The sequence below is a fragment of the Acetobacter malorum genome, assembly GCF_002153605.1.
GTDB classification, from domain to species: Bacteria; Pseudomonadota; Alphaproteobacteria; order Acetobacterales; family Acetobacteraceae; genus Acetobacter; species Acetobacter malorum_A.
This window is the reverse complement of sequence record NZ_JOPG01000026.1, coordinates 66,641-91,943: the sequence shown is the minus strand read 5'-3', so window position 1 is coordinate 91,943 and position 25,303 is coordinate 66,641. Positions and strand designations below refer to the sequence as shown.

Annotated in this window: 20 protein-coding genes and 1 pseudogene; 9 read left to right on the top strand and 12 right to left on the bottom strand. The window is 53.2% G+C overall.

Annotation, left to right across the window (positions count from 1 at the left end; all coding sequences use genetic code 11):
- The first annotated feature begins 3 nt into the window (after window positions 1-3).
- The 5 genes from treZ (at window position 4) to HK23_RS11300 (ending at window position 7,043) form a co-directional block, all read left to right on the top strand.
- A complete protein-coding gene (treZ, locus tag HK23_RS11320) occupies window positions 4-1,761 on the top strand; it encodes a malto-oligosyltrehalose trehalohydrolase (RefSeq protein WP_086654037.1) in 1,758 nt (585 codons plus the stop codon).
- The gene (gene treY, locus HK23_RS11315) at window positions 1,758-4,334 is read left to right on the top strand and encodes a malto-oligosyltrehalose synthase (protein WP_086654036.1); all 2,577 of its coding nucleotides are present in this window, start codon (window positions 1,758-1,760) and stop codon (window positions 4,332-4,334) included. Before treZ ends, treY begins: the two co-directional genes overlap by 4 nt.
- A 218-nt stretch (window positions 4,335-4,552) precedes the next feature.
- Window positions 4,553-5,686 (top strand): acyl-CoA dehydrogenase family protein, encoded by a 1,134-nt coding sequence (locus HK23_RS11310; protein ID WP_086654035.1) that lies wholly within the window; start codon window positions 4,553-4,555, stop codon window positions 5,684-5,686.
- A complete protein-coding gene (locus tag HK23_RS11305; protein ID WP_086654034.1) occupies window positions 5,683-6,414 on the top strand; it encodes a PIG-L deacetylase family protein in 732 nt (243 codons plus the stop codon). The genes HK23_RS11310 and HK23_RS11305 overlap by 4 nt, the downstream gene beginning before the upstream one ends.
- Window positions 6,411-7,043 (top strand): class I SAM-dependent DNA methyltransferase, encoded by a 633-nt coding sequence (locus tag HK23_RS11300; RefSeq protein WP_086654033.1) that lies wholly within the window; start codon window positions 6,411-6,413, stop codon window positions 7,041-7,043. The genes HK23_RS11305 and HK23_RS11300 overlap by 4 nt, the downstream gene beginning before the upstream one ends.
- On the opposite strand, the gene HK23_RS11295 is transcribed toward HK23_RS11300, so the two are convergent.
- Window positions 6,952-8,040, bottom strand: a complete 1,089-nt coding sequence (locus tag HK23_RS11295; RefSeq protein WP_086654065.1) for a glycosyltransferase family 2 protein — start codon at window positions 8,038-8,040, stop codon at window positions 6,952-6,954. The genes HK23_RS11300 and HK23_RS11295 overlap by 92 nt on opposite strands.
- Before the next feature lie 309 nt (window positions 8,041-8,349).
- On the opposite strand from HK23_RS11295, the gene HK23_RS11290 reads away from it, so the two are divergent.
- Complete coding sequence (locus HK23_RS11290) at window positions 8,350-9,210, top strand: glucose 1-dehydrogenase (RefSeq protein ID WP_063907575.1); 861 nt, start codon at window positions 8,350-8,352, stop codon at window positions 9,208-9,210.
- A pseudogene (locus tag HK23_RS11285) lies at window positions 9,203-10,467 on the top strand (AGE family epimerase/isomerase). Before HK23_RS11290 ends, HK23_RS11285 begins: the two are co-directional and overlap by 8 nt.
- A gap of 20 nt (window positions 10,468-10,487) precedes the next feature.
- Here HK23_RS11285 and HK23_RS11280 read toward each other — a convergent pair.
- The 4 genes from HK23_RS11280 to bdcA all read right to left on the bottom strand — a co-directional run bounded on the left by HK23_RS11280 (window position 10,488) and on the right by bdcA (window position 13,300).
- The gene (locus HK23_RS11280) at window positions 10,488-10,928 is read right to left on the bottom strand and encodes an SRPBCC family protein (protein WP_086654032.1); all 441 of its coding nucleotides are present in this window, start codon (window positions 10,926-10,928) and stop codon (window positions 10,488-10,490) included.
- Between the two features lie 30 nt (window positions 10,929-10,958).
- Window positions 10,959-11,720: an SDR family NAD(P)-dependent oxidoreductase gene (locus tag HK23_RS11275; protein ID WP_086654031.1), complete on the bottom strand. Its 762-nt coding sequence runs from the start codon at window positions 11,718-11,720 to the stop codon at window positions 10,959-10,961.
- A 161-nt stretch (window positions 11,721-11,881) separates the two neighbouring features.
- On the bottom strand, window positions 11,882-12,523 hold the full coding sequence (locus HK23_RS11270; RefSeq protein WP_086654030.1) for a TetR/AcrR family transcriptional regulator: 642 nt from the start codon (window positions 12,521-12,523) through the stop codon (window positions 11,882-11,884).
- A 63-nt stretch (window positions 12,524-12,586) separates the two neighbouring features.
- The gene (gene bdcA / locus HK23_RS11265) at window positions 12,587-13,300 is read right to left on the bottom strand and encodes an SDR family oxidoreductase (RefSeq protein ID WP_086654029.1); all 714 of its coding nucleotides are present in this window, start codon (window positions 13,298-13,300) and stop codon (window positions 12,587-12,589) included.
- A gap of 178 nt (window positions 13,301-13,478) precedes the next feature.
- On the opposite strand from bdcA, the gene HK23_RS11260 reads away from it, so the two are divergent.
- The gene (locus HK23_RS11260; RefSeq protein WP_086654028.1) at window positions 13,479-14,690 is read left to right on the top strand and encodes an MFS transporter; all 1,212 of its coding nucleotides are present in this window, start codon (window positions 13,479-13,481) and stop codon (window positions 14,688-14,690) included.
- A 25-nt stretch (window positions 14,691-14,715) separates the two neighbouring features.
- Here the strand turns inward: HK23_RS11260 and HK23_RS11255 are convergent, their stop codons facing one another.
- From HK23_RS11255 to HK23_RS11225, 7 genes are all read right to left on the bottom strand, one after another.
- Window positions 14,716-15,339, bottom strand: a complete 624-nt coding sequence (locus HK23_RS11255; RefSeq protein WP_086654027.1) for an alpha/beta fold hydrolase — start codon at window positions 15,337-15,339, stop codon at window positions 14,716-14,718.
- Window positions 15,340-15,746: 407 nt separating this feature from the next.
- Window positions 15,747-17,015, bottom strand: a complete 1,269-nt coding sequence (locus tag HK23_RS11250; RefSeq protein ID WP_086654026.1) for a c-type cytochrome — start codon at window positions 17,013-17,015, stop codon at window positions 15,747-15,749.
- A 2-nt stretch (window positions 17,016-17,017) separates the two neighbouring features.
- Complete coding sequence (locus HK23_RS11245) at window positions 17,018-18,793, bottom strand: GMC family oxidoreductase (protein WP_086654025.1); 1,776 nt, start codon at window positions 18,791-18,793, stop codon at window positions 17,018-17,020.
- Window positions 18,794-18,871: 78 nt separating this feature from the next.
- Complete coding sequence (locus HK23_RS11240; RefSeq protein ID WP_063908583.1) at window positions 18,872-19,597, bottom strand: gluconate 2-dehydrogenase subunit 3 family protein; 726 nt, start codon at window positions 19,595-19,597, stop codon at window positions 18,872-18,874.
- Window positions 19,598-19,672: 75 nt separating this feature from the next.
- Window positions 19,673-20,872, bottom strand: a complete 1,200-nt coding sequence (locus tag HK23_RS11235) for an SMP-30/gluconolactonase/LRE family protein (RefSeq protein WP_086654024.1) — start codon at window positions 20,870-20,872, stop codon at window positions 19,673-19,675.
- A gap of 51 nt (window positions 20,873-20,923) precedes the next feature.
- On the bottom strand, window positions 20,924-22,297 hold the full coding sequence (locus HK23_RS11230) for an MFS transporter (protein ID WP_086654023.1): 1,374 nt from the start codon (window positions 22,295-22,297) through the stop codon (window positions 20,924-20,926).
- A gap of 158 nt (window positions 22,298-22,455) precedes the next feature.
- Window positions 22,456-23,373 (bottom strand): LysR family transcriptional regulator, encoded by a 918-nt coding sequence (locus HK23_RS11225; RefSeq protein ID WP_086654022.1) that lies wholly within the window; start codon window positions 23,371-23,373, stop codon window positions 22,456-22,458.
- 125 nt (window positions 23,374-23,498) lie between these two features.
- Here HK23_RS11225 and araD point away from each other — a divergent pair, with 125 nt between their 5' ends.
- Window positions 23,499-25,277 (top strand): L-arabinonate dehydratase, encoded by a 1,779-nt coding sequence (araD, locus tag HK23_RS11220; RefSeq protein ID WP_063908579.1) that lies wholly within the window; start codon window positions 23,499-23,501, stop codon window positions 25,275-25,277.
- Window positions 25,278-25,303: the final 26 nt, after the last annotated feature.

Below are 25,303 nucleotides of genomic sequence, written 5' to 3'. Positions count from 1 at the left end.
ACCATGCAGACATTTCGTTTTAGAAAAACGTTTGGTGCGGAACTGCTCGCAGATGAGCAGACAGTGTTCACGCTCTGGGCGCCGTCAAGTGACGAGGTGTTTTTGGAGATTGAAGGGATGGCCGCTCAGAAAATGAGGTCTGACGGGCAAGGGCACTTCAGTCTGAAGGCAGCGTGCGGAGCAGGGGCGCGTTATCTGTTTCGTGTTTCCGGAGGCCAGTCCGTTCCCGATCCCGCAAGCCGTAGTCAACCAGAGGGGGTGTTGGGACCCAGTGTTGTGACTGATCCTGATGCTTATCAGTGGCAATGCCCTGAATGGCAGGGAAGGCCGTGGAATGAAGCTGTAATTTACGAACTCCATGCAGGTTTGCTTGGGGGATACAGCGGCATCAGTCAGAGGCTGGATGAACTGGCATCACTGGGCATAACCGCTATTGAGTTGATGCCTATCAACAGTTTCGGAGGGACCAGAAACTGGGGGTATGATGGGGTGTTACCCTATACCCCGGCGGCTCCTTACGGTTCTCCGGACGAACTGAAAAGCCTGATTGACGCAGCGCATGCGCGCGGGCTTATGGTTATTTTGGACGTTGTCTATAATCATTTTGGTCCTGAAGGAAATTTTCTGCCCGTCTATGCCGACGCGTTTTTTGACCATGAAAAGAATTCGACCTGGGGCACAGGAATTGCCTTTGATAAACCGGAAGTCGCCAAGTTTTTTATTGAGAATGTGCTGTACTGGCTGATGGAATATCGGTTTGATGGTGTGCGGATTGATGCCGTATCGGCCATTTCAGACCATACATGGTTCGGTGCTTTACGAGAGAGAGTCAAGGCAACTGTTGAGCCGGGGCGCCATGTTCATTTGATTCTGGAAAACGAGAATAATGATGCCGGTTTGCTCCGGGACGGCTTTACAGCCCAATGGAATGATGATGGGCATAATGCCCTTCATGTTCTGCTAACCGGAGAACATGAAGGCTATTATAAAATGTTTTCTAAAGATCCCACGCAGGATCTGGCGCGGGTTTTGGCGGAAGGCTTTGTGTATCAAGGGCAGTTCAACCCTTATTCCGGTAAAAACCGGGGGATGGCGAGTGGAGATCTCCCTGCTACGAAATTTATTCTCTTTTTGCAAAATCATGACCAGACGGGAAACCGAGCGCTAGGAGAACGGTTGCTGGCTTTGGCAAAGCCAGAGGCGGTCAAAGCAGCTTACGCGCTGCTTCTTTTAAGCCCGATGATTCCTATGATTTTTATGGGAGAAGAATGGGGCTGCCTGACGCCCTTTTATTTTTTCTGTGATTTTCATGGTGAACTGGCCGAACAGGTCAGGGAAGGGCGGCGGAAAGAATTTTCCCAGTTTGCAGCTTTTCAGGATAAGAAAAATCGGAACCGTATTCCTGACCCGAATGCGCTGGAGACCTTTGAAGCCTCGCGGCCAGAGAGAGCTGCGCGAGAGACGGAGACTGGAACGACCTGGCTTGCCCTGACCCGGCAGCTTTTGACTTTGCGTAGGGAATGGATTGTCCCGTATTTGCACAATGTTCAGAGTGCTGGCGTCCACGTATTAGGTGTCGGTGCTCTTTATGCCCGATGGCGACTGGATGCCGGAAAAATTCTTACTATTTTTATGAATTTTTCTGAAAATCAGTACGATATCCTGGAGACGTATCATCTCATTTATGAATCTTCTGAAAACAGACGGGTAGGGCTATTACCGCCTTTCTCGCTGGTCGCTTGTATGGAGGATGTGGCATGACACTATCATTGCGGGCGACTTACCGGATTCAGTTCCATAAAGATTATACTTTGTATGATGCTATTCTGCTGGTCCCATATCTTAAAAAACTAGGTATTAGCCATATTTATGCGTCTCCGCTTTTGGCATCAGCCTCAGGTTCTCTCCATGGGTATGATACAATAAGCTGGGATTTTATTGACCGGGAGCGAGGCGGGGAAGAGGGGCTTCTGGCTCTGGTCGCAACGCTGCGCACGCACGATATGGGCCTTATTCTTGATATTGTGCCTAATCACATGACGACAAACCCGCAAAACGCCTGGTGGCAGGATGTTTTGCAATACGGTCGACAGAGTCACTATGCGCATTATTTCGATATCGACTGGAGTGTTTCCACTGAGCGGGAGACACATAAAGTTATTCTTCCGTTCCTCGAAAAACCATTGGAAGAAATTTTAGAAGACCAAAAAATCCGTGTCTCTTATCAGGAAGATACACGCTCTTTTGTCATCACTTACGAAGATAAAATTTTTCCTCTCGCACCGGAAAGTCTGTCCCACGCTCAAAAAGGGTGTTTTGCAGAGTTTTTCAATCCTGAGACCCTGGAGGGGAAATCCAATCTTCTGGCTCTTTTGCAAAAGCAACATTATCAACTTGTCTGGTGGCAGACTGCGGGTGATCTGATTAACTGGCGACGGTTTTTTGATGTGACGGCGCTTATTGCTCTGCGGATGGAACGACCTGACGTTTTTGCGCGTACGCATGCCTATGTGTTTGATCTTTACCGGCGAGGCCTGATTGATGGCCTGCGCATTGATCATGTGGATGGATTGCTTCAGCCTGCGCGGTATTGTCAGGAGTTAAAGCAGGCATTGAACGCTCTGACGCATGAGAGACCAGAAAACCTGCGCAATGAGCCCTTCATTTTTGTAGAGAAAATCCTCTCAACCGGCGAACTTCTGCCGGAAGAATGGTGCGTAAGCGGCACAACGGGTTACGATTTTCTGGAACAGGCCTCTCTGCTCCAGCATCATCCGGCGGGCGAAGAAAAGCTGAGTGCCCTATGGGCGCAGTTGGGGCCGCACCCTTATGAAAAAGTCGTGAGGGTCGCTCGAGATGAAAAACTGAACTCTTCATTCTATAAGATGTTTCAGGATTTAATCGTATCACTTGCCGAATTCTTCTCTCCGGAACAGGACGTTACGCCCCACGCCGTTGCCTGTGTATTAAAAGAGATACTGTTGGCTTTCCCTGTGTATCGTGTTTATTTTTCCGGGACGGGATTGAGTGAGCAGAGCCGTTCGTATTTATGCGCAGCCTGTGAACGTGCGAAGAAAAAGCTGCCAGCGCACGCCACGCCTTTGCTGATGACCTTGCAAAAGCTTTTAAGCCAGACGTCTTCTCAGAGTTTTGAGAGAAAAGACTTTCAGGATATGTTTGTACATTTGACGGCGCCTCTTGTTGCCAAGTCAGGTGAGGATACGGCTTTCTACCGTTATGCCCGACTACTCTCCCGAAATGAAGTCGGGACAGACCCGGCTCTTTTTTCCAAAAACAGAGAGGCGTTTCATCAGACAAATCTGGCGCGCCTTACGTCTCACCCTCAATCTTTGCTGTGCACCGCTACACACGATCACAAAAGAGGTGAAGACGGCAGGGCACGCCTTATGGTTCTCAGTGAACCTGAGGCGAACTGGGCGGAGGTGGTAGCTGTCTGGTTTGCAAACAATAAATTCTTACGCGATGTCGGAAACGCAGATACTTCTGTGAGTAAAGCCGATGAATTTTTTTTCTACCAGACCCTTATTTCGGCATGGCCACTCGATGCACGGGAGTTTTCTGATTTGCCCGACAGGCTGGAGTTGTATCTGACCAAAGCTATGCGTGAGAGAGGAATAAGAACAAGCTGGGCTGACCCGGATATGGGTTATGAAGACAATTGCCAGAATTTTGTAAGACAGCTTTTGCATACCTCGTTTGTCAAAGATCTCTCCGCATTTGTGGATCATATTTCTCCGGCTGCTGCTCTGAACAGCCTTACCCAGGTCATATTACGGTCTACAGTTCCCGGCGTGCCAGATTTATATCAGGGGCGGGAAGGGTGGGATTTTAGTCTTGTTGATCCGGATAACAGACGGGCTGTAGACTATTCCACGCTCAGAAAAAATCTTGAAGATGACGACAATCTGGCGACATTGGCGTCCAGTTGGCGGGATGGGCGGATCAAGCAGAACCTTATTTGTAAGCTTCTCAAGCTCCGAGAAGATTATCCCGAACTCTTTATAAACCCTCGATACCACGCTGTTTCAGTTCAAGGTGTGCTGTCTGATAATGTCGTGGCATTTCAATGTTTTTCGGAAGATATGAAAATGCTTGTTATTGTGACGCGCTTCGCTCTGTCTCTTTCCTTGGATGAAATTTTGCGAAGTCAGCAGAATGGATGGAAGACAACACAGCTCTCTCTAAACGAGGGGGAGAGGAGTGGGGAGTGGAAAAGCATTTTATGGGGACATTCTTTTAGAAATTCATCTACCTTTGATCTGAATAATTTTTATGGATCTGTGCCCTTGGATGTTCTTATTGCGTCCCGTTAGGCACGCTGTGCGTGCCGGGAAAAGAGGCTGGTTTTGCAAGTATTTGTGATGGGGAAATGAGCGGCGTGGTGGAGATGTAACGACTTTCGTTTTCGCACCCACCGGTAAGAAGGAGGTATTTTCAACATAAAGTGACCAGAAGTCACTCATCAATGCAGCATCCGGAAACACTGGCCATACGTTACAGAATGGACGGTAATGGGGATGGGTGCTGAAATATGCGGACTTCAGATGAAAAGACGTCCCTGAAGGATCTTTCTCGTTTCCGAGCAGATATAAAAACTTTTTTCGATAAATGGAAAGCAGCATCCTGCATCCCGGGAGAAAATGTTTTTCCCATAGAATTTCTTAAGGCCCTGCGTGAAGTTGGCGCGTTAGAAGCTCTTTTATCGCAGGACGAGGGTGGGCTTGATCTTTGTCGGTTACCTGAGGGAGGACTTGTTCTTTTAACCCTCTTGCGGCGAACGGGTTACGTAAGCTTGTCCTTGGGACGTTGTCTGGAAGGACACGTTAATGTTGTGCGTCTTGTAGAGCTTTACGGGACAGCAGAGCAGCGGTGTGCATTTGCTCTGCGTCTGCGTGGCGGAATATTGGCAGGGATATGGGTGACTGACGGCGTGCCCCCTGTCACGATCAGACAAGAGAATGGGGGGTACAGACTGGCTGGTAGTAAGGGGTTTGCCAGCGGCATCAGGCAGGTCAGTCTGGCTTTGATAACAGCGACGACTTCGCAAGGGCACTCCATCATGCTTCTGGTGCCCACAACTGAGGCTGATCGCAGGAGGCCGGGGCCGGGAGCCTTAATGGGAATGCAGGCGAGTGGCACGGGCGCCTATGATTTTACAGATGTTATGATCTCTCCAGATCATATTCTCGGATCATCAGGAGATTATTTGCGGCAGCCCGAATTCTCTGCAGGAGCCTGGAGAGGGTCCGCTGTTGCTCTGGGAGGAATGGACCGGTTGATTGATCTTTTCAGGCAAGAACTGGTGGAACGAGGGCGAGCGGAAAACCTACATCAACTCTGCCGGATTGGGGAGGCGCTCATCCTGCAAAAAACGGCTGCCATGTGGGTGGAGCAGGCTGCAAAAGCCGCTTATTCGACCCGGATGAGTTCGGAAGAGGTGGTCGCAACTGTTAATCTTGCTCGCCTTGCTGTTGAACGGGCCGCTTTGGAGCTGATAACGCTTGTTCAAAGAGGCCTGGGGTTGTCTGCGTTTGTGAAAGGCAAAGCGGTTGAGCTGGTCATGAGAGATTTGATGACCTACCTGCGACAGCCAGCCCCGGACGAGACCCTGACAGACGCCGCCAGATGGTTTGTCAATCATGACTGGCCGGAAGAAAGTCTATGAAGGTTCACGAAATACTTGAGCGTTTTAGCCGGTTTCCGGTCGCTTCTTTTGATGACATTGCGCCGGGAACGTCCCTGATACTGGCCCCCCACCCGGATGATGAAAGTCTGGGATGTGGGGGCTTTATCGCGAAGGCCGTCATGCAGGGGCGTCCACCTGTGGTGGTGTTTGTGTCAGACGGAGCAGCGTCACATCCCGGTTCGCGCCTCTGGCCACCTGAACGACTGGCTCTCCGCCGGCAGGAAGAGAGCAGGAATGCGGCCCATGCGCTGGGGCTTGTTTCCGATCGCCTTTTTTTCCTGGGGCTTCAGGATTCCGCTGTTCCACAGGCAGGAGGCATTTTCGAGAAGACTGTGGAGCATTTGCTCGATCTTGCGGAACGGTATCATTGCCAGAATATCCTTGTTCCGTGGCTTCATGATCCTCATTGCGATCATGAAGCAGTCTGGGTCATGGCGCAGAGATTAAGAGCTTTACGACCAGACCTCAGGCTCCTGGCTTATCCCGTCTGGGGGCTGACACTTCCTCCTGACAAAGAACTCAATGAGAGGCAGCCTACGGGGTGGCGTCTCAATGTCGAAGCTTTTCTACATACAAAACGGCGCGCCATTGAGGCTCATCGGAGCCAGATGGGTCTTGTTGTGGAAGATGATCCAAACGGTTTTGTTTTGCCTGAGCACTTACTGGAAAAAATGCTCCAGCCGTATGAGATTTTTATCGCGTCATGAGCAAGGAAACATGGAGACCAGACGTTTTTGAAAATCTCTTCCAGAAAAGGCATGACCCCTGGGATTTTGAAAACAGTCTTTACGAACAGAAGAAACTAGCCAGGGTTCTGGAATGTCTCCCCGCTCGTCCTGTGTCTTTCGCTCTGGAATTGGGATGTGCAATAGGGGTTAGTACTCTGGCTCTTGCTCAGTACTGCAAACGGATAGTGAGCGTGGATGCCTCAGAGACAGCTCTTCACAAAGCTAGGAACCGGTGTGAGGGGCTGGGACATGTTACTTTTATAAAGGCGTTCTTGCCGGAGGACTATCCTGTTCTGGCAGCATCTGGATGCGATTTCGTCCTGATTTCCGAAATTCTTTATTTTCTCAGTGCCTGTGATATTCAGCGCCTTGCAGTTAGGGTGACACAAAGCCTGACAGAAACGGGGTGCATTCTGATTGTAAACTGGACTGGTCCGACGGATACCCCATGCACGGGCGATCAGGCTTCTGAGTGTTTCATTCAGGCTTGTCGCGACTTGCAGTGGGAACCAGATCTTAGCGTGCGGGAGAGCAGCTATCGCATTGATCGGCTGTCTTACGTTCCAAACTCTCAGGAAGGAGAGAGCGAGCCTGGCGCAGAAAGCTAAGCACGCGTCGCGCGCGTTTTACGTGATTTTCCAAATCATCCCGACGGATACGTAAAGGAGGAAGTTCAGTAAGAACTGGTGTGGAGTGGTTTTTGTTTTTGTCTGCCAGCTCTTTGCGAACGCGGAGTAATCTGCTCGAGACTGTTTCAAAAATGTCGTCAATATAATCATCCTGCGCACGTATCCTGCGCGCCAGGGTTTCCGCCATGCCGCCTTGTGCACGGCCAGATAGGCGCGCAGAAACGTAAACGACCACGTCTGGTGCATGACGCACACGAATGCTGTGTTGTCTTAATGTTTTATAAAATTGCCGATCTTCTCCTGTTGCAACATCCGGAATTCCGCCCACCAGCGCCCACGCCTGACGTGTTACGGCGATGCTGGCTCCCGAATGTTCGATATGACGAGGCCAGGGGTCGTGGGGTTCCGGGCACAATTCCAGACTAATCTGTTCCAGGAGTGCGCCGTAGGCCTGCTCAGCTCTTTCATCCTGATGCAGGTGAAAGGGAATTTTCTCAGCTTCCGACGGTAAGAGAAGGGCCCGCCCAAAAATGGCGTCGACCGGGTAATGAGCAAACGCTTCAAGCGTGCGATATATCCAGTCTTTTGCGGCCTCTCCGTCTGCATCGGTCGTAAAGAGCAGCGCATTGGAGGGAGCATGTCTGGCGGCATGCGCCAGAGCGTCTCTGCGCGCTAGTCCGGCACTTGCCAGATGAGATGGATAAACCGTCTGGATAATCTCCAGCGTAAAGGGGAGCGTATCCTGGAGGGAGTGTGCCAGATCGTAAGTTTTGTCTGTGGTATTGTTGATCCACAGAATAACCTTATCCGGAAAAGTATATGATTGCTTTGCAAGTGCCATAAGGCAGGGAATAATGTGGTCTTCTTCATTACAGGCAGGAATAGCAACAATTCTTTGTTTTTTCCAAAAAGGGCTTCTTTTGAGAGCGAGAGCAGCCGTGTCACTAATCCTATTGTCCGGGTACCGAGAAGACATAATGACAAGCCTCATCGCAAGAAGAGATATTTTCTTCCTGAGACGCCTCAGCCTGTAAAAAAGTTCACTGTTGTAACCGTAAAGAATATTAATATTAGTTTATAATGATGCTGAGGGGGTTGGTTGTTTGTGGTAAAGTATAAGTGATGCAGAAATGATCTTTTTATGAATAAGCATATTCATTTTGTGTTTAGCAGAAAGAAAAAATACCAGTTCATGTGTGGTATGACGAGTTTCCATGAAACTTTCACTCAAGCCTCTCGCTAACACTAAATGTTTCCGCATGGAAAAGTTTTTAGGAGCAGGTTAATGACATTTACCATCCCCCCCCAAAGCCAGGACCATCAGCCGGGCGTTGAAAAACTCATGAAGCCTTTGGCGGTCCATATCCGTCCTGATTATAAAGGAAGCGGTAAGCTTGATGGGAAAAAGGCGCTGATTACCGGGGGTGATAGCGGCATTGGTCGTGCAGCAGCACTTCATTTTGCCCGGGAGGGAGCGGATGTCTCCATCCTCTATTTCGATGAACATGAAGATGCGCAGGAAACGGTGCGGCTCATTGAAGCTGAAGGACGCAAAGCTCTTGCGATTGCGGGTGATGTTGCGAGCAGTGCTTTCTGTAATGATGCTGTGGCCGAAACGGTGAAGATTCTGGGCGGTCTTGATATCATCGTGAACAATGCCGGGGTACAATACGTCAGTGAAGATCTGACAGACATTACCGATGAAGTCTGGCAGCATCATATGGATGTCAATATCAACGGGTATTTCTATATAACCCGCGCGGCTCTCCCCCATTTAAAAAAGGGTGCCGCAATCATATCGACGTCCTCCATTAACGCTTTTGCAGGCAATAAATCTCTGGTTGCGTATACGACCACCAAAGCTGCTGAGATGGGCTTTACGCGCGCCCTTGCGCTACAGCTTGCGGACAAAGGCATCCGTGTTAATGCTGTGGCACCGGGGCCGGTCTGGACACCCCTCCAGCCTGCCAGCTGGGGGCCGGTTGATCCTGAGGCTGTGGCTGATCTGGGAGCCGATACACCAATGGGCCGCTGTGGTGAGCCTGCGGAGCTGGGGCCGGCTTACGTGTATCTGGCTTCCGCAGATTCAAGCTTCGTGACAGGGCAGACCTTGCATGTAAATGGCGGGAAAATCGTCAATGGCTGAAATGCTGCCTTCCCTGATGGTGCCTGCGTCAAGCTGGCTACGCTCTACACCGCACCGCTACTGGCTGGAACATCAGGGGCTAAGGTTGCTTGATTTTTCCAAGGCCTCTCGCTTGAGCGTGGGCTTTGGACCTTTGGATAACAAAGGCGCCCTCGTGCCCAACGCGCAGCCGGACACGACGCTCACAGCGCGGATGACGCATTCTTATGCGATTGGCGGCCTGCGCGGTGTGCCGGGGTGTCTGGCTTTGGCGACGCACGGCGTGCGGTCTCTTCTGGGACCTTTGCGTGACGCAGAACATGAAGGATGGTTTGGCGGTCTGACTAATGGCTGCCCGACAAGCGAGCAGACCCGTAAGCAGAACTATTTGCACGCTTTTGTATGTCTCGTGGGGTCCACAGCAGTCGTGGCGCGTATTTCTGGCGCTGAGCAGCTTTTAGAGCTGGCAACATCAGTGTGGGAAAAGCATTTCTGGAGTGAAGAAGAAGGCGTTTTCCGCGAGAGTTTTTCTGCATGCTGGACTGATGAGGAAGATTATCGGGGCGCAAACTCCAACATGCACTCAGTAGAAGCCTGTATGGCTCTTGCTGATGTTACGGGTGATTCTGTCTGGCGACATCGCGCCTTGCGCATAGTCCAACGCTTTATTCATGATTTGGCTCGTAAGGCGAACTATGTGGTGCGTGAGCACTATGATCGCCAGTGGCAATACCTGTCACACTATCATGAGGATCAGCCCGCTGATGACTTGCGCCCCTATGGGTTAACACCGGGGCACTTTGTGGAATGGTCTCATTTGTTGCTTAAGCTGGAGGCTGCTTTCCTGCGTGAAGAAGGTGCTGCTCCGGAATGGTTGCTGACAGACAGCACTGCGCTGTTTGAAAGTGGCATGTCGGCTGGGTGGAGCAGGAACGGGAAGGGAGGCCTTCTTTACACGGTCGATAATGATCTGGTTCCCGTGATTGAAAATCGACCCACTGGGTTCAGGCCGAAGCGCTGACCGCAGCTGCGGCACTTTTAAAACGGACTGGCCATGCACGATATGAGACATGGTATCGGACAATCTGGGATTATATTGATCTTTGCATGATTGATCGCGAGCAGGGTGGCTGGATTCAGGAAGTTGATGCCGATAACCAGCCCTCTGAGGTTGTTTATCCCGGCAAGGCTGATCTTTATCACGCGTGGCAGTCTACGCTGACACCTCTTTTGCCGTTATCTCCCAGCTTTGCGACAGCGGCGCGTGATCTGTTTTGAGGGAAAGTTCTGGCAGCAGGTTATTTGCCAGATAACCTGCCAGCCAGACGATCAAATGCCGGCTGGTAAATCTGGGTGGGCATGCGCGTCTGCATGGCAGAAGCATGCTCGGGATCCGCTTCAAACTGTCCTTTCCAGCGGATAAAGGTGCGGTCGCCATTTGTTACGGGCAACAGCATGAGTGTCGAACGATAATTCCAGATGGGCAGTGCTGATTCAATAATCGAGAATGTCACCGCATGATCGGTGTCGGACAGGGCGAGAAGCTGTTCACGGATAAGACCGACGTCACCCATCTCAAGGCACCGAATAGCGCCGACGCGATCGCCCGGATCATTCCCTTCGATATGGCAGCTTTTAACACCCGGCAGCCATGTCCCGATGGCGCCAAAATCCCGGATAAGGGGCCAGACGGCGGCAAGAGGGGCATTGAGAACGCTGCTGGCCATAACGTCTATCATCGTATTTTCCTTAATCAATTCTGGCTCGTGTTACAGTGACTGGCCACCAGTGACTTCGATCCTCTGCCCATTAACCCACTGCATGTTGTCAGAGAGAAGAGCTGCCACGGCCGCGCCAATGTCATCCGGTTGCCCGACACGACCAAGAGGGGTGATTTCTGCCAGACTATTGTTCACCTCAGCGTTGTCACGCACCAGCCCACCACCAAAGTCAGACGCAATAGCCCCGGGTGCTACGGCATTGACGGTAATGCGACGTTCACCAAGTTCTTTTGCCATATAAAGCGAGATCACTTCGGTTGCCCCTTTCATGGCTGAATAAGGACCATGATCAGGCAGATAAAAACGTGTGGCCGCCGAGGTAATGTTCAGAATATGGCCGCCATTACAGAGGAACGGCAGAAGGGCTACGGTCAGCAGATACGGGCCCTTGAAGTGAATGGTGTACTGATTATCGAGCTGTTCGGGTGTCGCCATATCAAAACACGTGTGAATGATATTCCCTGCATTCTGGACAATGTATTTTAACGTAGTCTGGGTAAGGTCTTCCTCAAGGAGCTTTCTGACATGTGCTGTGAATGTCGGAAAAGTAGTGTGGTCTGAAATATCCAGAGGTAGCATACGTAATTTTGCGGCGTCAGTGCTGAGAGCTTCCTCCGCGGATTTCGCTTCAGCTTCATTCGTGTGATAGGTGCCAATCACATCAACACCTGCTGCAATAAGATGCTTTGCGATACTATAACCGATCCCGCGATTAGCGCCCGTGACAAGAGCTGCATACTTCTGGGTCATGACCAATTTCCTTTGAGGGTGTTTGTGAGGCGCAGGCTGTCGGGTTGAGATGACTTATTTAAAGACTGATCGATACATAAGTTGGGTGAGAGGGTCCGTCAATAAATTTAAGACTGATCGGTATAGATATTATGTTAACAGAATGACGGTCTATAGGACCGTCAGGAGAGCTTTAGGGCGGCAGACATGCCTTTTGGGTGCACGGCAAGGCTGTCCCAGACCTGCATAAGTGTTGTAATGGCTGCGTCCAGTTTCTTTGGCCTGTCGCCATCCCGAGCTTCACAGGCCATGCCGTGGAGAAAGGTTGAGAATAAAGTGGGCAGGGCTTCGGTGAGTGGTGTGTCGGGGAGTTCACCCTGTTCCACGGCCCGTGTCACACAGGCCTGAAATCCTTTTCGGCTCCGCTTCCTCTCGGCTGCCAGAAGGGTCTGCACAGGCTGGTTTTCAGGCGAGCAGTTGGACGCGCCCAGCACAATCAGGCAGCCGGTCGGGTGGGAACGGGTTGTCTGCATGCGGGCAGAGCGCCGGAGTGTTTGTTCGATGGCATCCCGCGGTGGGAGTGTTTCATCCCACAGTGGGGCCATCACCTGCCCGTAAGTTTCCACATAACGCTGCACGACTTCACGGAACAGAGCTTCCTTCGAACCAAACGCAGCATAAAAACTTGCTGGCGAAATATTGCCCATACAGGCTTTGAGCTGGTTCAGAGAGGTTGGTTCATAACCCTGCGTCCAGAACAGCGTGAGCGCGGCATCCAGCGCCTTGTCCCGGTCAAACTCGCGGGGCCGTCCTGTCCGGGCCATGTCTTGTCTCCGTCTGTGTGAAGAATTTTCTATACTAAGCGGTCCGGAACTGGATTTCCAGCGTTATGCGCTAAAGCCTCCATCAATGGTCTGCATTGCCCCGGTAATGCCGCGCGCCGCATGTCCGGCCAGAAACGACACATAAGCCGCAACATCCTCTGCCGAGCCATGTTCCTTGATGGCCATAACGCTGTGCATGAGGTCAGCCTCCGGACCATTTGCCGGGTTCATGTCCGTATCGGTTGGGCCGGGCTGGATGACGTTGACCGTGATGTGTCGCTCTCCAAAGTCTCGCGCCAGACCGCGCACCATGCTTTGCAGGGCAGATTTTGTCATGCTGTAAGCGGCCAGTCCCTTGAAGGGGACACGGTTGGCGTTTGTAGAGCCGATCAGGATAATTCGACCACCGTCCGGCATGGAACGGGCGGCTTCAATTGCACAATGATAGGCTGCTCGAATGTTGATATCGATCATGCGGTCAACGTCATCAGGGTTGAGCGTTAGCGGGTCTCCCGCAATGCAGATTCCGGCATTGAAGACGAAAATGTCGATGGGGCCTGCATCCCGTGTGGCGGTGACAATGGCTGAACGGTCAGTAGCATCCGCCTGAATGGCTTCTGTGCCGGTCTGGCGGGCGAGGTCCTCGGCTTTTGTGCGTGATCCGGCCCATGTGAAACGCACTGATGCACCTTCACTTGCCAGACGTCGCACGATAGCGGCACCAATCCCGCGGCTACCGCCAATGATGAAGGCTTTTTTGCCTGCAAAATCTTCCATGTCGTGTTTCCCTTATTCTGTACCGTTCAATACAGAATAAGGTTGGGGTGAAATGCAAGTTAATTTTGTATCGAATGATATAGAAATCGTGTTTTCTGCCTTTTCATAGAGAAAGCCGTTGCCTGCACGGTCGATATTCATATATCTGTATCGACCGATCTATTTATGTGAGTCCCAGATGGCCGAAAATCTCCTCTCAACGTCTGACAACCGCTTGCCGGTTGCTAGTCTTCTGGCACTCGCGATGACCGGGTTTCTTTGCATCATGACGGAAACGCTGCCTGCAGGCCTGTTGCCTGAGATTAGCTCCGGCCTGCATGTGTCTGCTGCCTATGCCGGTCAGATGGTTACGGCTTATGCAGTGGGTTCCCTGAGTGCGGCCATTCCACTTACCCTCGCTACTCAAAGATGGCGACGGCGCGCCGTGTTGCTTCTGGCGATTATCGGCTTTCTGATATTCAATTCTGTCACGGCGTTTTCATCCAATTACTGGCTGACACTTGTCGCCCGCTACTGTGCAGGAGCTGCTGCTGGTCTGGCATGGGCTCTACTGGCCGGTTATGCGCGGCGGATGGTAACGCGGGCCCAGCAGGGGCAGGCGCTGGCTATTGCCATGGTGGGTACACCTGTTGCGTTGTCTCTTGGGGTTCCAGCAGGCACATGGCTGGGTGCTGCGTTGGGATGGCGACTGGCATTTGGCGTGATGTCGGCCTTCACTTTGCTGCTGGTTGGCTGGGTGCTGGCCACGGTGCCGGATTTTCCGGGAACACCCCACACGGAGCGTCTTCCATTCCGGCATGTTCTGATGATGCCCGGGGTCAGATCAGTTTTGGCGGTGGTGCTGACGTGGATGTTCGCGCACAACATTCTCTACACCTACATCGTGCCTTTCCTTGTGCCATCAGGTCTGGCGGGGAAAGCGGATCTTGTGCTGCTGGTTTTCGGTGTTGCGGCCCTTGGGGGGATCGGTCTGACCGGACGACTGGTAGACCATGCGTTGCGTAAAGCGGTTTTGGTCAGTCTGGCTGTTTTCGCAATGGTCTGCGCTGCGTTTACTATTGGAGCGAACTCTCCGGTGGCAATCTGGGCAGGTGTCACGGTATGGGGACTCACCTTCGGTGGGGCGGCGACATTGCTGCAAACTGCGCTGGCTGATGCGGCAGGAGACGGAGCCGATGTGGCATTGTCCATGAATGTCGTTGCCTGGAACAGTGCTATTGCCGGAGGTGGTCTGTTGGGAGGGGCTCTGCTTGATCTGTGGGGAGCGTCCTCTTTCCCGTGGGCGATGCTAAGCCTTCTGGCCTGTGGTTTCGGGATCGCTTGGCAAGCGTGTTCTCATGGATTTCCGGCGGGTCACCGTCTCGCGTCCCGACACTCGGAAAATCCATAATATTCTGGTTTTGCTATGAAGCGGCTTATCTTAATTTTGTCTCCATCCACGCACTGATTTTGGTAATGACATCGTCTTCAATACCAAAGTAACCATGCGGACTAAGAGAGCCACACGTCTTTTTCGAGAGGGTTGATCCTCCAGTAACTCTTAATATCTGCACGTCTGAACTGCCTGTCATAGAAGCAGCAATAGGACTTGCTTCTTGTGGAGGAGCCACATTGCAGCGGTCAGTATGATTGGCAACTATGAGGACCGGGGCATGAATGTCCTGCGGGGTGGCACTAAAAACAGTTTCTTTGCTGCCGCCCATAACGGAGACTGCTTCACTCAGCACAACGCCAGCAAGAGCAGTAGGCGGTGCATGAGCTGCACCGTTGGCAGCAGCGATTGCACCCTGACTTGTGCCAAGAAGAAAAACAGGACCGGTTTTTTCTTGCTGCGCAAAGGTCAGGAGATCTTCAATAATACGCTCATAGGATGCGGAGCTGCGGTGTCCCCTCAGATTTAGAGAGTTAACTGTATCTGGAATAAGGATTGCGTAGTGGCGCTGGTTCCATAGTTCTCGCGTCCGGACAACAAAATTTTCCCCGTGCCGGATGCTGCCATCCAGCCCCAGACCAATGTCGCCAGAGCCACCGGGAAACATGATAATTGTCGCCTTTGGCTGTGTGGGGGCGGAAAAAAGAGCTCTTATAGAGCTACCGTCACTCAGGGGGATGTTAACAACTTTTTCGTTCCCCCCGGGATTTATAGAGCGGACAGGCAGTCCCGGTTCAGGGAGGCTGTGGGCATACGTGGTGATTGGTGAGAGTGCCAAAAAAGGAACCAGAGCAACCACGTTATATAAATATTTCCACATGGGCTTTACGGGTATGGGGTTTCGTTAGGACGAATGAAGCATGGTTCAGGTCGTCCTCACAAGGCGAGAGGCCCATGTAATGGTCAGCAGAGAGGGGGCTGCGTGTATTGTTTTCACAAATGAACAGAGTATTTCCAGTCACGCATTCAGGGATTGCGGACTGAAAATGCTCTGAGGTCTGACGATTGTGGTGGTCAGCGTGGGACGGCTGGCTGGGCGTTGATTGCGGCGCGTGCCTTGCTGACATCTGCTGCGGAAAGAGCCGGAGCGGCATTGCCCCAGCTATTGCGGATGTAAGTCAGAACGTTAGCAATCTGCTCATCCTGCAATTTCCAGCCGAAGCCAGGCATTGCGGCACCGGTGGGATTGGCGAGAGTGGCCGGCCCTTCTGTTCCTTTCAGCACGATATTAAGCAGGCTATCCGGGTTTTGAGCTTTGACGGCAGGGTTGTTCCGGAGGTCCGGGATCATGTTCGAGATACCCGCGCCACTGCTCCGATGGCAGGCGCTACATTCTACCATAAAGTCGCGCTGTCCCGCTGTGACCTGTGCATTGGAGGCTGGCAGGGGCTGGGGTGGGGAGACCGTTCGGGGCGGTAAGGATTTGAAATAGGCGGCAATAGCCTGCAAATCTGCGTCCGTCAGGTGCTGTGTGGAATTTACGATGGCTTCCGTCATGGGGCCGGAGGCTGCGGTATAGCGATTGGTACCGCTGCGCAGATACGTCACGATGTCGTCCGCAGTCCATTGTCCGAGGCCGGTATGGGCATTGTTGGTGAGGTCGGGCGCAAACCACCCCTGAAGGGATGCTCCCTGGAACGTATCCTTTGTATCCCCGCCAAGGGCATTCTTGGGGGTGTGGCATGTGCCACAATGTCCGAGGCTTTGGACCAGATAGGCGCCACGATTGATTTCGGCGCTCTTTGAATTATCGGGCACAAAAGCGGCATCCTTAAAGAACAAAAGGTTCCAGAACACGAGCAGCGTGCGGATATTGTAAGGGAAGGGGAGCTTATTACTCTCCACCTTGTGGTTTACTGGGGGAAGAGTGCGGATATATTCCCACAGATCGGCAATGTCGGCATCGGTAATCTGGCTGTAAGCCGTGTAGGGCATGGCAGGGTAAAGGTGCCCATTCGGTCCTTTGCCGTGGCGCACAGCATCATCAAACTGCTGGAATGTCCAGTTGCCAATGCCCGTCTCTTTGTCAGAGGTAATATTGCTGGTGGTGATGATGCCAAAAGGTGTTTTCAGATCAAGACCACCGGCAAAAGGCTTACCATCCGCAGCTGTATGGCAAGCAAGGCAGTCCCCCGCAACGGCGAGGTAACGGCCATGTTCCATGCGCGCATTGACTGGTGCATTTTGCGCGTGGACCACGTTGACCGGAAGAGCCGCAAGAGAGAGCATAAAGCCACTGTGAAAACTGATGCGCAGAGCACGCTGAAACAGATTTCGTGTCATGATTATAATCTCACCAGTGGGCCAGGGTTTTTGAGGTAAAGGTCCTTAATGGCCTTTGCCGTCCATAGGGTCGTTGCGCCCACAGCAACCGTAGGATTATATCCGGCATTGTTGGGGAAAGAGGATGCGCCGATGACGAACAGATTGGGCACGTCCCAGTTCTGCTGATAGCGGTTTTGCACACTGGTTCTCGGGTCTTCTCCCATGACCACACCGCCCTGAACATGAGAGGAATCCCATGGGGTGTAGCCTGAATAGGGATCGTCAGCCAGAGAAACGCCTTTGATTTCGCGCGCTCCCATTTCTTTGGCGATTTCCACACATTTATCGCGAATAAACCGGCCTGAGCGGCGGTCATTTTCATTATAGTCGTAGGTAATACGCAGGAGGGGCTGCCCAAACCGATCCTTGTAGGTTGGGTCCAGATCCATAAACTGCTCACGATGCGCAAAATTGGTGCCCTGACCCTGAATTTGCGCGTAATTCTGGTAGCTTTTCTGAAAAGCCTTTTTCCAGCCTTTACCCCATCGTGGACTGCCTTCCGGCACAAGGCCGGACATGCCAATGGGAAGCCCTTGATTACACAGGGACTGAATGCCAGCCCCGCCGATAAATCCCAGCCCGGTATGGTCAAAGTTATCGCCGTTGAAATCGTCAATCTGGGTTGCAAGCGCACCCGTGTTCATGAACGGATTGAGATATTCATTTTCAAAAAACATGAAGGCCCAGGAAAGGGTCTGAAACGTGAAGGCACGGCCCACAACGCCTTGCCCCGTATTGACATCGTAAGGCGTGCTGATCCCCGACAGGAGCAGGAGCCGCGTGTTATCAAGCGTGAAGGTCGCGGTAATGACAATATCGGCTGGCTGTTCCCCAATGTTGCCATCTGAATCCACAAACGTGACGCCGGTGGCCATTTTTTTATCAGCCGTCGTGTTAATCCGCACAACTTCGGACTCTGTGACCACTGTAAAATTGGGACGCTGCATGAGGACAGGCAGAATGCAGATGTTCGGGCTGGATTTGGACCAGTTGCCACATCCGTAAAGCTGGCAATAGCCACAGTAGGTGCAGGGAGCCAGATTGATGCCGAGTGCGTTGGTGTAGGGGCCGCCGATCATGGCGGAGGGAACGGGGAAAGGTGAGTAGCCCATCCGTGTTGTGGCTTCTGAAAACAGAATATTGGCGCGTGTGCGTTCCAGAGCGGGAGTGGGGTAGGGGCTTGTCCGGGAATCTTCAAAAGGATTGCCGCCGGGCTGCTTTACGCCATTGATGACGCCAGCTGTGCCGGATGTGCCCGCAATTTTCTCAAAGCGATCATAGAACGGTTCCAGATCATGATATGACGCCCCCCAATCCTGCAGGATCAGGCCGTCTACTAGTTGCTTGGCACCATAACGCTCCATAACACGGCTATAAGGCTGGTGGTCAAAGGACTGCCAGCGCCAGCTGGCACCCGCCCAGTGGGTTCCGGCCCCGCCAACGTTATTGCCCAGAGTGAGATTATGGTATTTGCGGAGCGGGAGCGCTGTCTCGCCCGGCCGGTTCCGGACCGTATAGGTTTCCGTGACAGGGGCCTGAAGAATGTCCTTGCGGATAGAGCCACTTAACTCATCCGGGTTACGCGTTGTAGGAAAACTTGTTGAAGTATCGCGCCATGCTCCGCGTTCAATGGCCACAACATTCAGGCCTGCGCGGGTCAGCTCTTCGGCCATGGTGGAACCAGCCCACCCCAGCCCGACAATAACAACATCGGCTTTTGGTCTTTTATAATGCATTGAACTGCACCTTGTTTTTATACTGTGTCCTGGAGCGTCAAATCGTCTTTTCCAGTGGTCAGACGGACGCGGCCTCTGTCAGGTCGTTCTCAGAAGGCTGACGGGTTGCACATCAATCTTTTTCCCGCGTTTGGAAACAATCCAGTCACGGTAATCATAAACAGCGCCGGGAAACCCGACGAGCTTCCACCCGACCATATCGCGGTTGCCCCCATACATTGGGTCCGCCAGATATCCTTCACGCACGTTCTGAAGCAGGAGGGTGAAGAAGTCTTTGGCTTTCACGGTTTCAAACTGGATTGTTCCGGCTTCCATGCCCTCAAGGAAGGCGACCTTCTGATCTTCGCTCAGATCCGGAAATGCTTTGTCGAATTTTTTCCGGGTGACAGTGTTTAGCTCAGCCAGCCCTTTGCGGTAAATTTCCGCAGGTGTTGCAATGCTTTGTGGACCCTGCTGTGGCGTTCCTTCCACCACCGGGCCCAGCTTGTAGTCTTTTGCTGCTGAGCCAAAGGGGCCGGCAAGCTGATGATCAAGGAAGGTTACGCATCCAGCTTCGGTCGCACCCATACCAAGTTCGTCGGCAGGAATGAGCACGTCAAAGACTGTGCCCACCAGTTTTGCCTCATCCTGTGTCAGATAAACCAGTCGACTGGAATCAACGACCGACAAAGGCGGTGGAGGCTGCGCTTTCCATGCGCCGCTTCCACCAACAAGTGTTTTTGAATAAGCAGGTTTATAAATGGAGGCCAGCGTGCTGGTTGCTAACAGAACCAGCCCTCCTTTTAAGGCGTCACGGCGTCTCATAAGTGTCGTCCTCTCGGGTTTCTGTGGAAAAAGAGCCAGAAATGCCAAGTATTTTGATGATTTTGAGATCGGCTTTCAGAGACTGCTGACAACGTTCCCCAGACGGTGGCCATGCAGGGTTTCCGGCAGCGGGAAAGAAAGACTGATGAATGGCGGTTTCAGGGCGTTTACACCGCCGTTGTTGGCTGGCAGGCGCTCTGTCTGCGGAATTGGCACCAGCATGTGGCGATCAGCCGTAATAAACAGCGCATCGCCATCAACCAGTCGCGGGTCTTCAAACAGAACGAGCTTCTTTTTCTCTGGTGTCAGCACCATAATCCGGCCGCGTTCTGCATCGGCAAAGTAGAAATTGTCCAGTGTATCAATCGCCGTTCCCATCATGGTGGGCATGTCTGTCACGGTTTCAATTTTCTCAGCAAGTTGGGCATCTGTCAGACTGTTGTCCAGCAGAGCAGAAGTGGGCAGGCGACGCAGCGGGCCGATGGGGGTGGAGAAATAAAACCATTTTCGGTCAGCCGTGATTTCCAGCATGTCCGAGTGGACAAGGGGGCGTTTGCCATCCTTATCCCGGAACGTGTGTCCGTCACGCCCGATCATGGGCTTGGCGTATGTGGCCCGTAGAAGCGGATGCTCGGAGAGGCGTCGCACAGTGTTCCCGCTGCGCATATTGTGAACAATAATGCCGCCCAGTCCGGAATCTGTGATGAACATGAGATCCCCGGCAATGCGCAGATCATTCATGGTCGCACCCGGGGGCAGGATATCGTCACCCCAGCGCAGAACTTGCAGAACCTTGCCGCTTTGCGGATCAAGCTGAACCAGCTTCTGGCCACCGGGGACAGCGGTATTTGTGGAGGGATCTATACCCTGATCCACAACCCATAAGGTATCATCACTGAAAATGTGCAGACCGTTGACCATTAGAAACGCCGTGGCAGGGTCTGCGCTGTGTGTCCACTGGTTCCACGTGCCACCGGGGAAGGGCTGAAGCGCGCCATCCGAAGAGACACGGAAAACGCCGGGAGTATCGTCCATGGTTTCCCAGCGGGGGGAGCCGAGAAAGAGCGTGCCATTCCGTGTTGCTGCAATGGCGTTACACAGGAAACGGGGAGAAGACGCAATGACCTTTGCCGGGAGATGCGGGAGCTGGTCCGCAGCCAGTGCGCGTGAGGTACCGGCTACACCAAGGGCACCCAGCGCAACACCACCAGCAAGGCCCTTGAGAGCGGAACGCCGTGAGAGAGCGTGACTTAACAGAGGGAGATTATTGAACATGGTCGTCTCTTCTTTTTTATTATTTTTACAATTTTATGAGAGAACAGCGCTTTAGGTCGGAAGGGAAAGTCTCCGTATTTTGCCGACAACAAAGAGATAGAGGGCAATCGCCACGATGCAGTGTGCGGCGACGAAAATGAGCGCTCCATCATAGGATTTTGTCAAGGCGACGATATAGCCAATGACGATGGGCGTGACGATCCCGGCAATATTCCCAACCCCGTTAAAAATGCCAGCCGCAAGGCCGGGTGTTTCTTTTGGGGCAATATCGGAAATGACAGCCCAGCCAATGGCCGCAATCCCTTTCCCGAAGAAGGCGAAGGACATGACAGCAACAATCAGCCATCCGGACTGGATGAAGTTGCACAGACAAATGGAGGACGCTACCGCCATGCCCAGCACGTAGGGCGTCTTACGGGCGATGTTTTCAGAACGACCGGCCCGCAGCAGCTTGTCCGACAGTGCCCCGCCAAAGATTGCCCCCGCAAGGCCGCACAAAGCCGGAATGCTGGCCGCAAACCCTGTTGCCGTGAGTGAAAACCCGCGTGACTGGTGGAGGTAAAGCGGAAACCAGGTCAGGAAGAAATACAGCAGCGCCGTAATGCAGTACTGGCCACCATACACACCAAGCAGAGTTCTGTTGGTCAGCATGAAGCGGATCTGTTTGCGAGTGAGCGTCTGTTTGACCTGCAAGGCACGGTCATCAATATCCACCAGCGCCCCGCCATCGCGCATATAGGCCAGCTCTGCGGCATTCACGCCGGGATGCCGGGCGGGGGGATACATTTTGGCCAGCCAGATAATGGCCAGCACCATGCCCAGCGCACCCATCAGGCTGAAAATGTATTTCCAGCCGAATGTCTGGGTGACCCAGCCCATCAGCGGGGCAAAGAAAGCGACCGCTACATACTGCGCAGAATTGAAAATGGACGTGGCCAGACCACGCTCTGATGTTGGAAACCAGCTTGAGACAATGCGGCTGTTAGCGGGGAAGGTTGGTGCTTCCACAAGCCCCAGAGCGGCCCAGAGCAGAAAGAGGGTCGAGAAAATCAGGGCATGAGGAACATGGGAAATGCCTGCAATGGCCAGTGTACAGACAGACCACGCAAAGAGACTGACGCCGTAAACGCGAATGGAGCCATACCGGTCCAGCAGCCAGCCGCCGGGCACCTGATTCAGTACATAGGCCCATCCGAAAGCGGAAAAGATGTAGCCCATGGAAATGGGGGTAAGGCCAAGATCTTGTGAGATGTTGGTGCCTGCAATCCCCAGTGTAGCGCGATCTCCGTAGTTGATAGCGGTGATCGTGAACAGCAACGCAAGGACACTATAGCGGACGGCGCTCCGCTGCCCCACGCGCGCGGGTTCGGACGTTCCTGTAGCATGTGTGACGGTGGAGCTTGTCGGCCCTCTTGTTCTGGTCACCCTGTTTTCTCCTTTGTGCGTGTTGTGCCGGAGCGTCACGCGATCTTTCAGAAAACAGGGAACGCATGCGATCTGATTACGTCAAAATTAAACTTCGTATGGATCGATGCAGGATGAGTATTGCTGGCGTGGAAAAGGCGAGGCGCGTTGCTGCGCTGTTATAACGGAAGGGCGGGAACAGGTGTGGTCTCTTTCGTAATCTGGCTGACAACAGCCATCACACTGCGCAGGAGGGGGCTGGTGTCCTGCGCGCGATGGGCCATGTAAAGCTCGGCCAGAATGTCATCCCCAAAGGCCAGCGGACGGCAGATAACATTTCCGATATCAAGCCGCGATGCGGATTCGGGAATCAGCGCCATGCCCACGCCGCTTCTAACGAGGGAGAGAAGGGCATGGATTTGCGTGAGGTGATGGATCAGCCGCGGCTGGATGTTTGCGCTGACGAGGAGCCGCTGCACAAGATCGTGAAAATAGCCGCCCCCCAGCACGGAATACATAATGAGATCCTGCCCTTCCAGATCCATAGGGGTGAGGGCTTCATGGCTTGCCAGCGGGTGATGGGATGGCAACGCCGCCACAATACGTTCGGACCGGACGGGCTGGAAAGTGACGTCTGTTGCGCCAAAGGGGGGCCGTACAAAGGCCAGATCAAGCCGGTTTGACGTGAGAGCGGTAATCTGATCCCGCGTGATCATCTCTTCCAGAATGAGTTCAATATCCGGATACTCGGTCTGAAGAGCGGAAATCAGCCGCGGCAGGAAGTCGTAGCTGCTGGAAGGGGTGAACCCGATGGCAATCTGCCCCAGAGCGCCGCGCCCGGCGCGACGAGCGGCCAGAACGGCATCCTCAGCGCCCCGGAGCAGGCGTCGGGCTTCCGGCAGGAAGACAATCCCGGCCTGTGTCAGGCGCACATGCCGACTGGTGCGTTCCAGCAGTGCGACGCCCAGCGCATGCTCAAGGAGCTGGATCTGCCGGCTGAGGGGCGGTTGCGTCATATTCAGGCGGGTAGCAGCGCGCCCAAAATGAAGTTCTTCTGCAACGGCGACAAAACAACGCACCTGGGTGAGCTGAAGCATCGATATCAATCCTATCTTGATCAATGCTGTATCTAAGTTGGACACCCTTCGTCTGTCACGTCCTAACTTGCCGCACAAACACCCGCCCCCTGTTTTGGAGAAGGCGGGGCAAGGAGAGTGAGAGCATGACGAAAGATGCCGGAGCTCAGCCAGGTGCGGCTGCGAATGCTCCCGAAAAGCGCAAGCTTCGGAGTGAGAGATGGTTTGGCCCGGCCGATTTACGTAGCTTCGGGCATCGTTCCCGCGCAATGCAGATGGGGTATGACCCGCAAGACTGGGCGGGGAAACCCGTTATTGCCATCCTTAATACCTGGTCGGACATCAACCCTTGCCACATGCATTTCAGGCAGCGGGCAGAAGATGTAAAACGCGGAATACTGGAGGCTGGCGGCTTTCCGCTGGAACTCCCGGCCATTTCACTTTCCGAAAACTTCATGAAACCCACAACCATGTTGTATCGCAACATGCTGGCAATGGAAGCTGAGGAACTGCTGCGGGCCTACCCGGTGGATGGGGCGGTGCTGATGGGCGGGTGTGACAAAACCACACCCGGCCTTCTGCTTGGCGCCACCAGCATGGACATTCCCGCAATCTACGTGCCCGCAGGGCCAATGCTGCGGGGCAACTGGCATGGAAAAACCCTCGGTTCTGGCGCCGATTCCTGGAAATACTGGGACGAACTGCGGGCAGGGAAAATCACGCAGGAAGACTGGGCAGGTGTGGAAGCGGGGATTGCCCGGAGTGCCGGCACCTGCATGACAATGGGCACGGCCAGCACCATGACGGCGATTGCTGAAGCAATTGGCCTCTCATTACCCGGCGCCAGCTCGATCCCCGCCGTTGATTCCAATCACATCCGGATGGCAAAAAGCTCAGGCCGGCGTATTGTTGAGATGGTTTGGGAAGATCTGAAGCCATCAAAAATTCAGACAAAACCAGCATTTTTTAATGCTATTGCTGTGGCCATGGCTATGGGCTGTTCAACAAACGCCATTATCCATGTGATTGCCATGGCGCGGCGTGCAGGGGTTGATATCGGTCTTGATGATTTCGACCGGGCCAGCAGGGTGGTGCCGGTTATCGCCAATGTGCGCCCCACCGGTCAGACCTACCTGATGGAAGATTTCTATTACGCGGGCGGCATTGCCGCGTTGATGAACCGGATTTCCGATTTCCTGAACCTGACCTGCCTGACGGTAACGGGCAAAACGGTTGGTGAAAATATCGGGAAGGCTGAGGTTTATAACGATGATGTGATCCGCCCGCTCGATAAACCGATGTTTACCGGAAAAGATGGCGGCGCGCTGACAGTACTGCGCGGAAACCTTGCGCCTGATGGCTGTGTGATGAAGCCCGCCTGTTGTGATCCAAAGTTTCATAAACATAGCGGACCTGCTCTGGTTTTTGATGACTATCCCAGCCTGAAGAAAGCGGTTGAGGACGAAACGCTGGATGTCACGCCTGATCACGTTCTCGTGCTGCGTAATGCAGGACCGTTGGGTGGCCCCGGCATGCCGGAGTGGGGCATGCTGCCGATCCCCAAAAAGCTGATCAAGCAAGGGGTGCGCGACATGCTGCGCCTTTCGGACGCCCGCATGAGCGGGACCAGTTATGGGGCCTGCGTGCTGCATGTGGCTCCGGAGAGTTATGTCGGCGGTCCATTGGCGCTTTTGAAAACAGGAGACATCATTTCCATTGATGTTGAAAATCGCTCCATTTCGATGGATGTTCCGCAGGACGAACTGGAACGGCGTCGTGCCGCGTGGGTACCCCCAAAACCCCGTTATGAGCGCGGTTATGGCTGGATGGCTGCCCACCATATGCGGCAGGCCAATGAAGGCTGCGATTTTGATTTTCTCCAGACAGATTTTGGCGCGCCTGTGCCGGAACCGGTCATTTATTAAGCCTCTCCGGCCGAACAGGCAGGCAC

Bases quoted from the DNA above. Each gene is read 5' to 3' on its own strand.
- HK23_RS11240 (WP_063908583.1), bottom strand. From the start codon at position 19,597: ATGAGACGCCGTGACGCCTTAAAAGGAGGGCTGGTTCTGTTAGCAACC.
- HK23_RS11300 (WP_086654033.1), top strand. From the start codon at position 6,411: ATGAGCAAGGAAACATGGAGACCAGACGTTTTTGAAAATCTCTTCCAG.
- treZ (WP_086654037.1), top strand. From the start codon at position 4: ATGCAGACATTTCGTTTTAGAAAAACGTTTGGTGCGGAACTGCTCGCA.
- HK23_RS11250 (WP_086654026.1), bottom strand. From the start codon at position 17,015: ATGACACGAAATCTGTTTCAGCGTGCTCTGCGCATCAGTTTTCACAGT.
- HK23_RS11260 (WP_086654028.1), top strand. From the start codon at position 13,479: ATGGCCGAAAATCTCCTCTCAACGTCTGACAACCGCTTGCCGGTTGCT.
- bdcA (WP_086654029.1), bottom strand. From the start codon at position 13,300: ATGGAAGATTTTGCAGGCAAAAAAGCCTTCATCATTGGCGGTAGCCGC.
- HK23_RS11275 (WP_086654031.1), bottom strand. From the start codon at position 11,720: ATGACCCAGAAGTATGCAGCTCTTGTCACGGGCGCTAATCGCGGGATC.
- treY (WP_086654036.1), top strand. From the start codon at position 1,758: ATGACACTATCATTGCGGGCGACTTACCGGATTCAGTTCCATAAAGAT.
- HK23_RS11280 (WP_086654032.1), bottom strand. From the start codon at position 10,928: ATGATAGACGTTATGGCCAGCAGCGTTCTCAATGCCCCTCTTGCCGCC.
- HK23_RS11295 (WP_086654065.1), bottom strand. From the start codon at position 8,040: ATGTCTTCTCGGTACCCGGACAATAGGATTAGTGACACGGCTGCTCTC.
- HK23_RS11235 (WP_086654024.1), bottom strand. From the start codon at position 20,872: ATGTTCAATAATCTCCCTCTGTTAAGTCACGCTCTCTCACGGCGTTCC.
- HK23_RS11310 (WP_086654035.1), top strand. From the start codon at position 4,553: ATGCGGACTTCAGATGAAAAGACGTCCCTGAAGGATCTTTCTCGTTTC.
- HK23_RS11225 (WP_086654022.1), bottom strand. From the start codon at position 23,373: ATGCTTCAGCTCACCCAGGTGCGTTGTTTTGTCGCCGTTGCAGAAGAA.
- HK23_RS11290 (WP_063907575.1), top strand. From the start codon at position 8,350: ATGACATTTACCATCCCCCCCCAAAGCCAGGACCATCAGCCGGGCGTT.
- araD (WP_063908579.1), top strand. From the start codon at position 23,499: ATGACGAAAGATGCCGGAGCTCAGCCAGGTGCGGCTGCGAATGCTCCC.
- HK23_RS11270 (WP_086654030.1), bottom strand. From the start codon at position 12,523: ATGGCCCGGACAGGACGGCCCCGCGAGTTTGACCGGGACAAGGCGCTG.
- HK23_RS11305 (WP_086654034.1), top strand. From the start codon at position 5,683: ATGAAGGTTCACGAAATACTTGAGCGTTTTAGCCGGTTTCCGGTCGCT.
- HK23_RS11245 (WP_086654025.1), bottom strand. From the start codon at position 18,793: ATGCATTATAAAAGACCAAAAGCCGATGTTGTTATTGTCGGGCTGGGG.
- HK23_RS11255 (WP_086654027.1), bottom strand. From the start codon at position 15,339: ATGTTTCCCGGTGGCTCTGGCGACATTGGTCTGGGGCTGGATGGCAGC.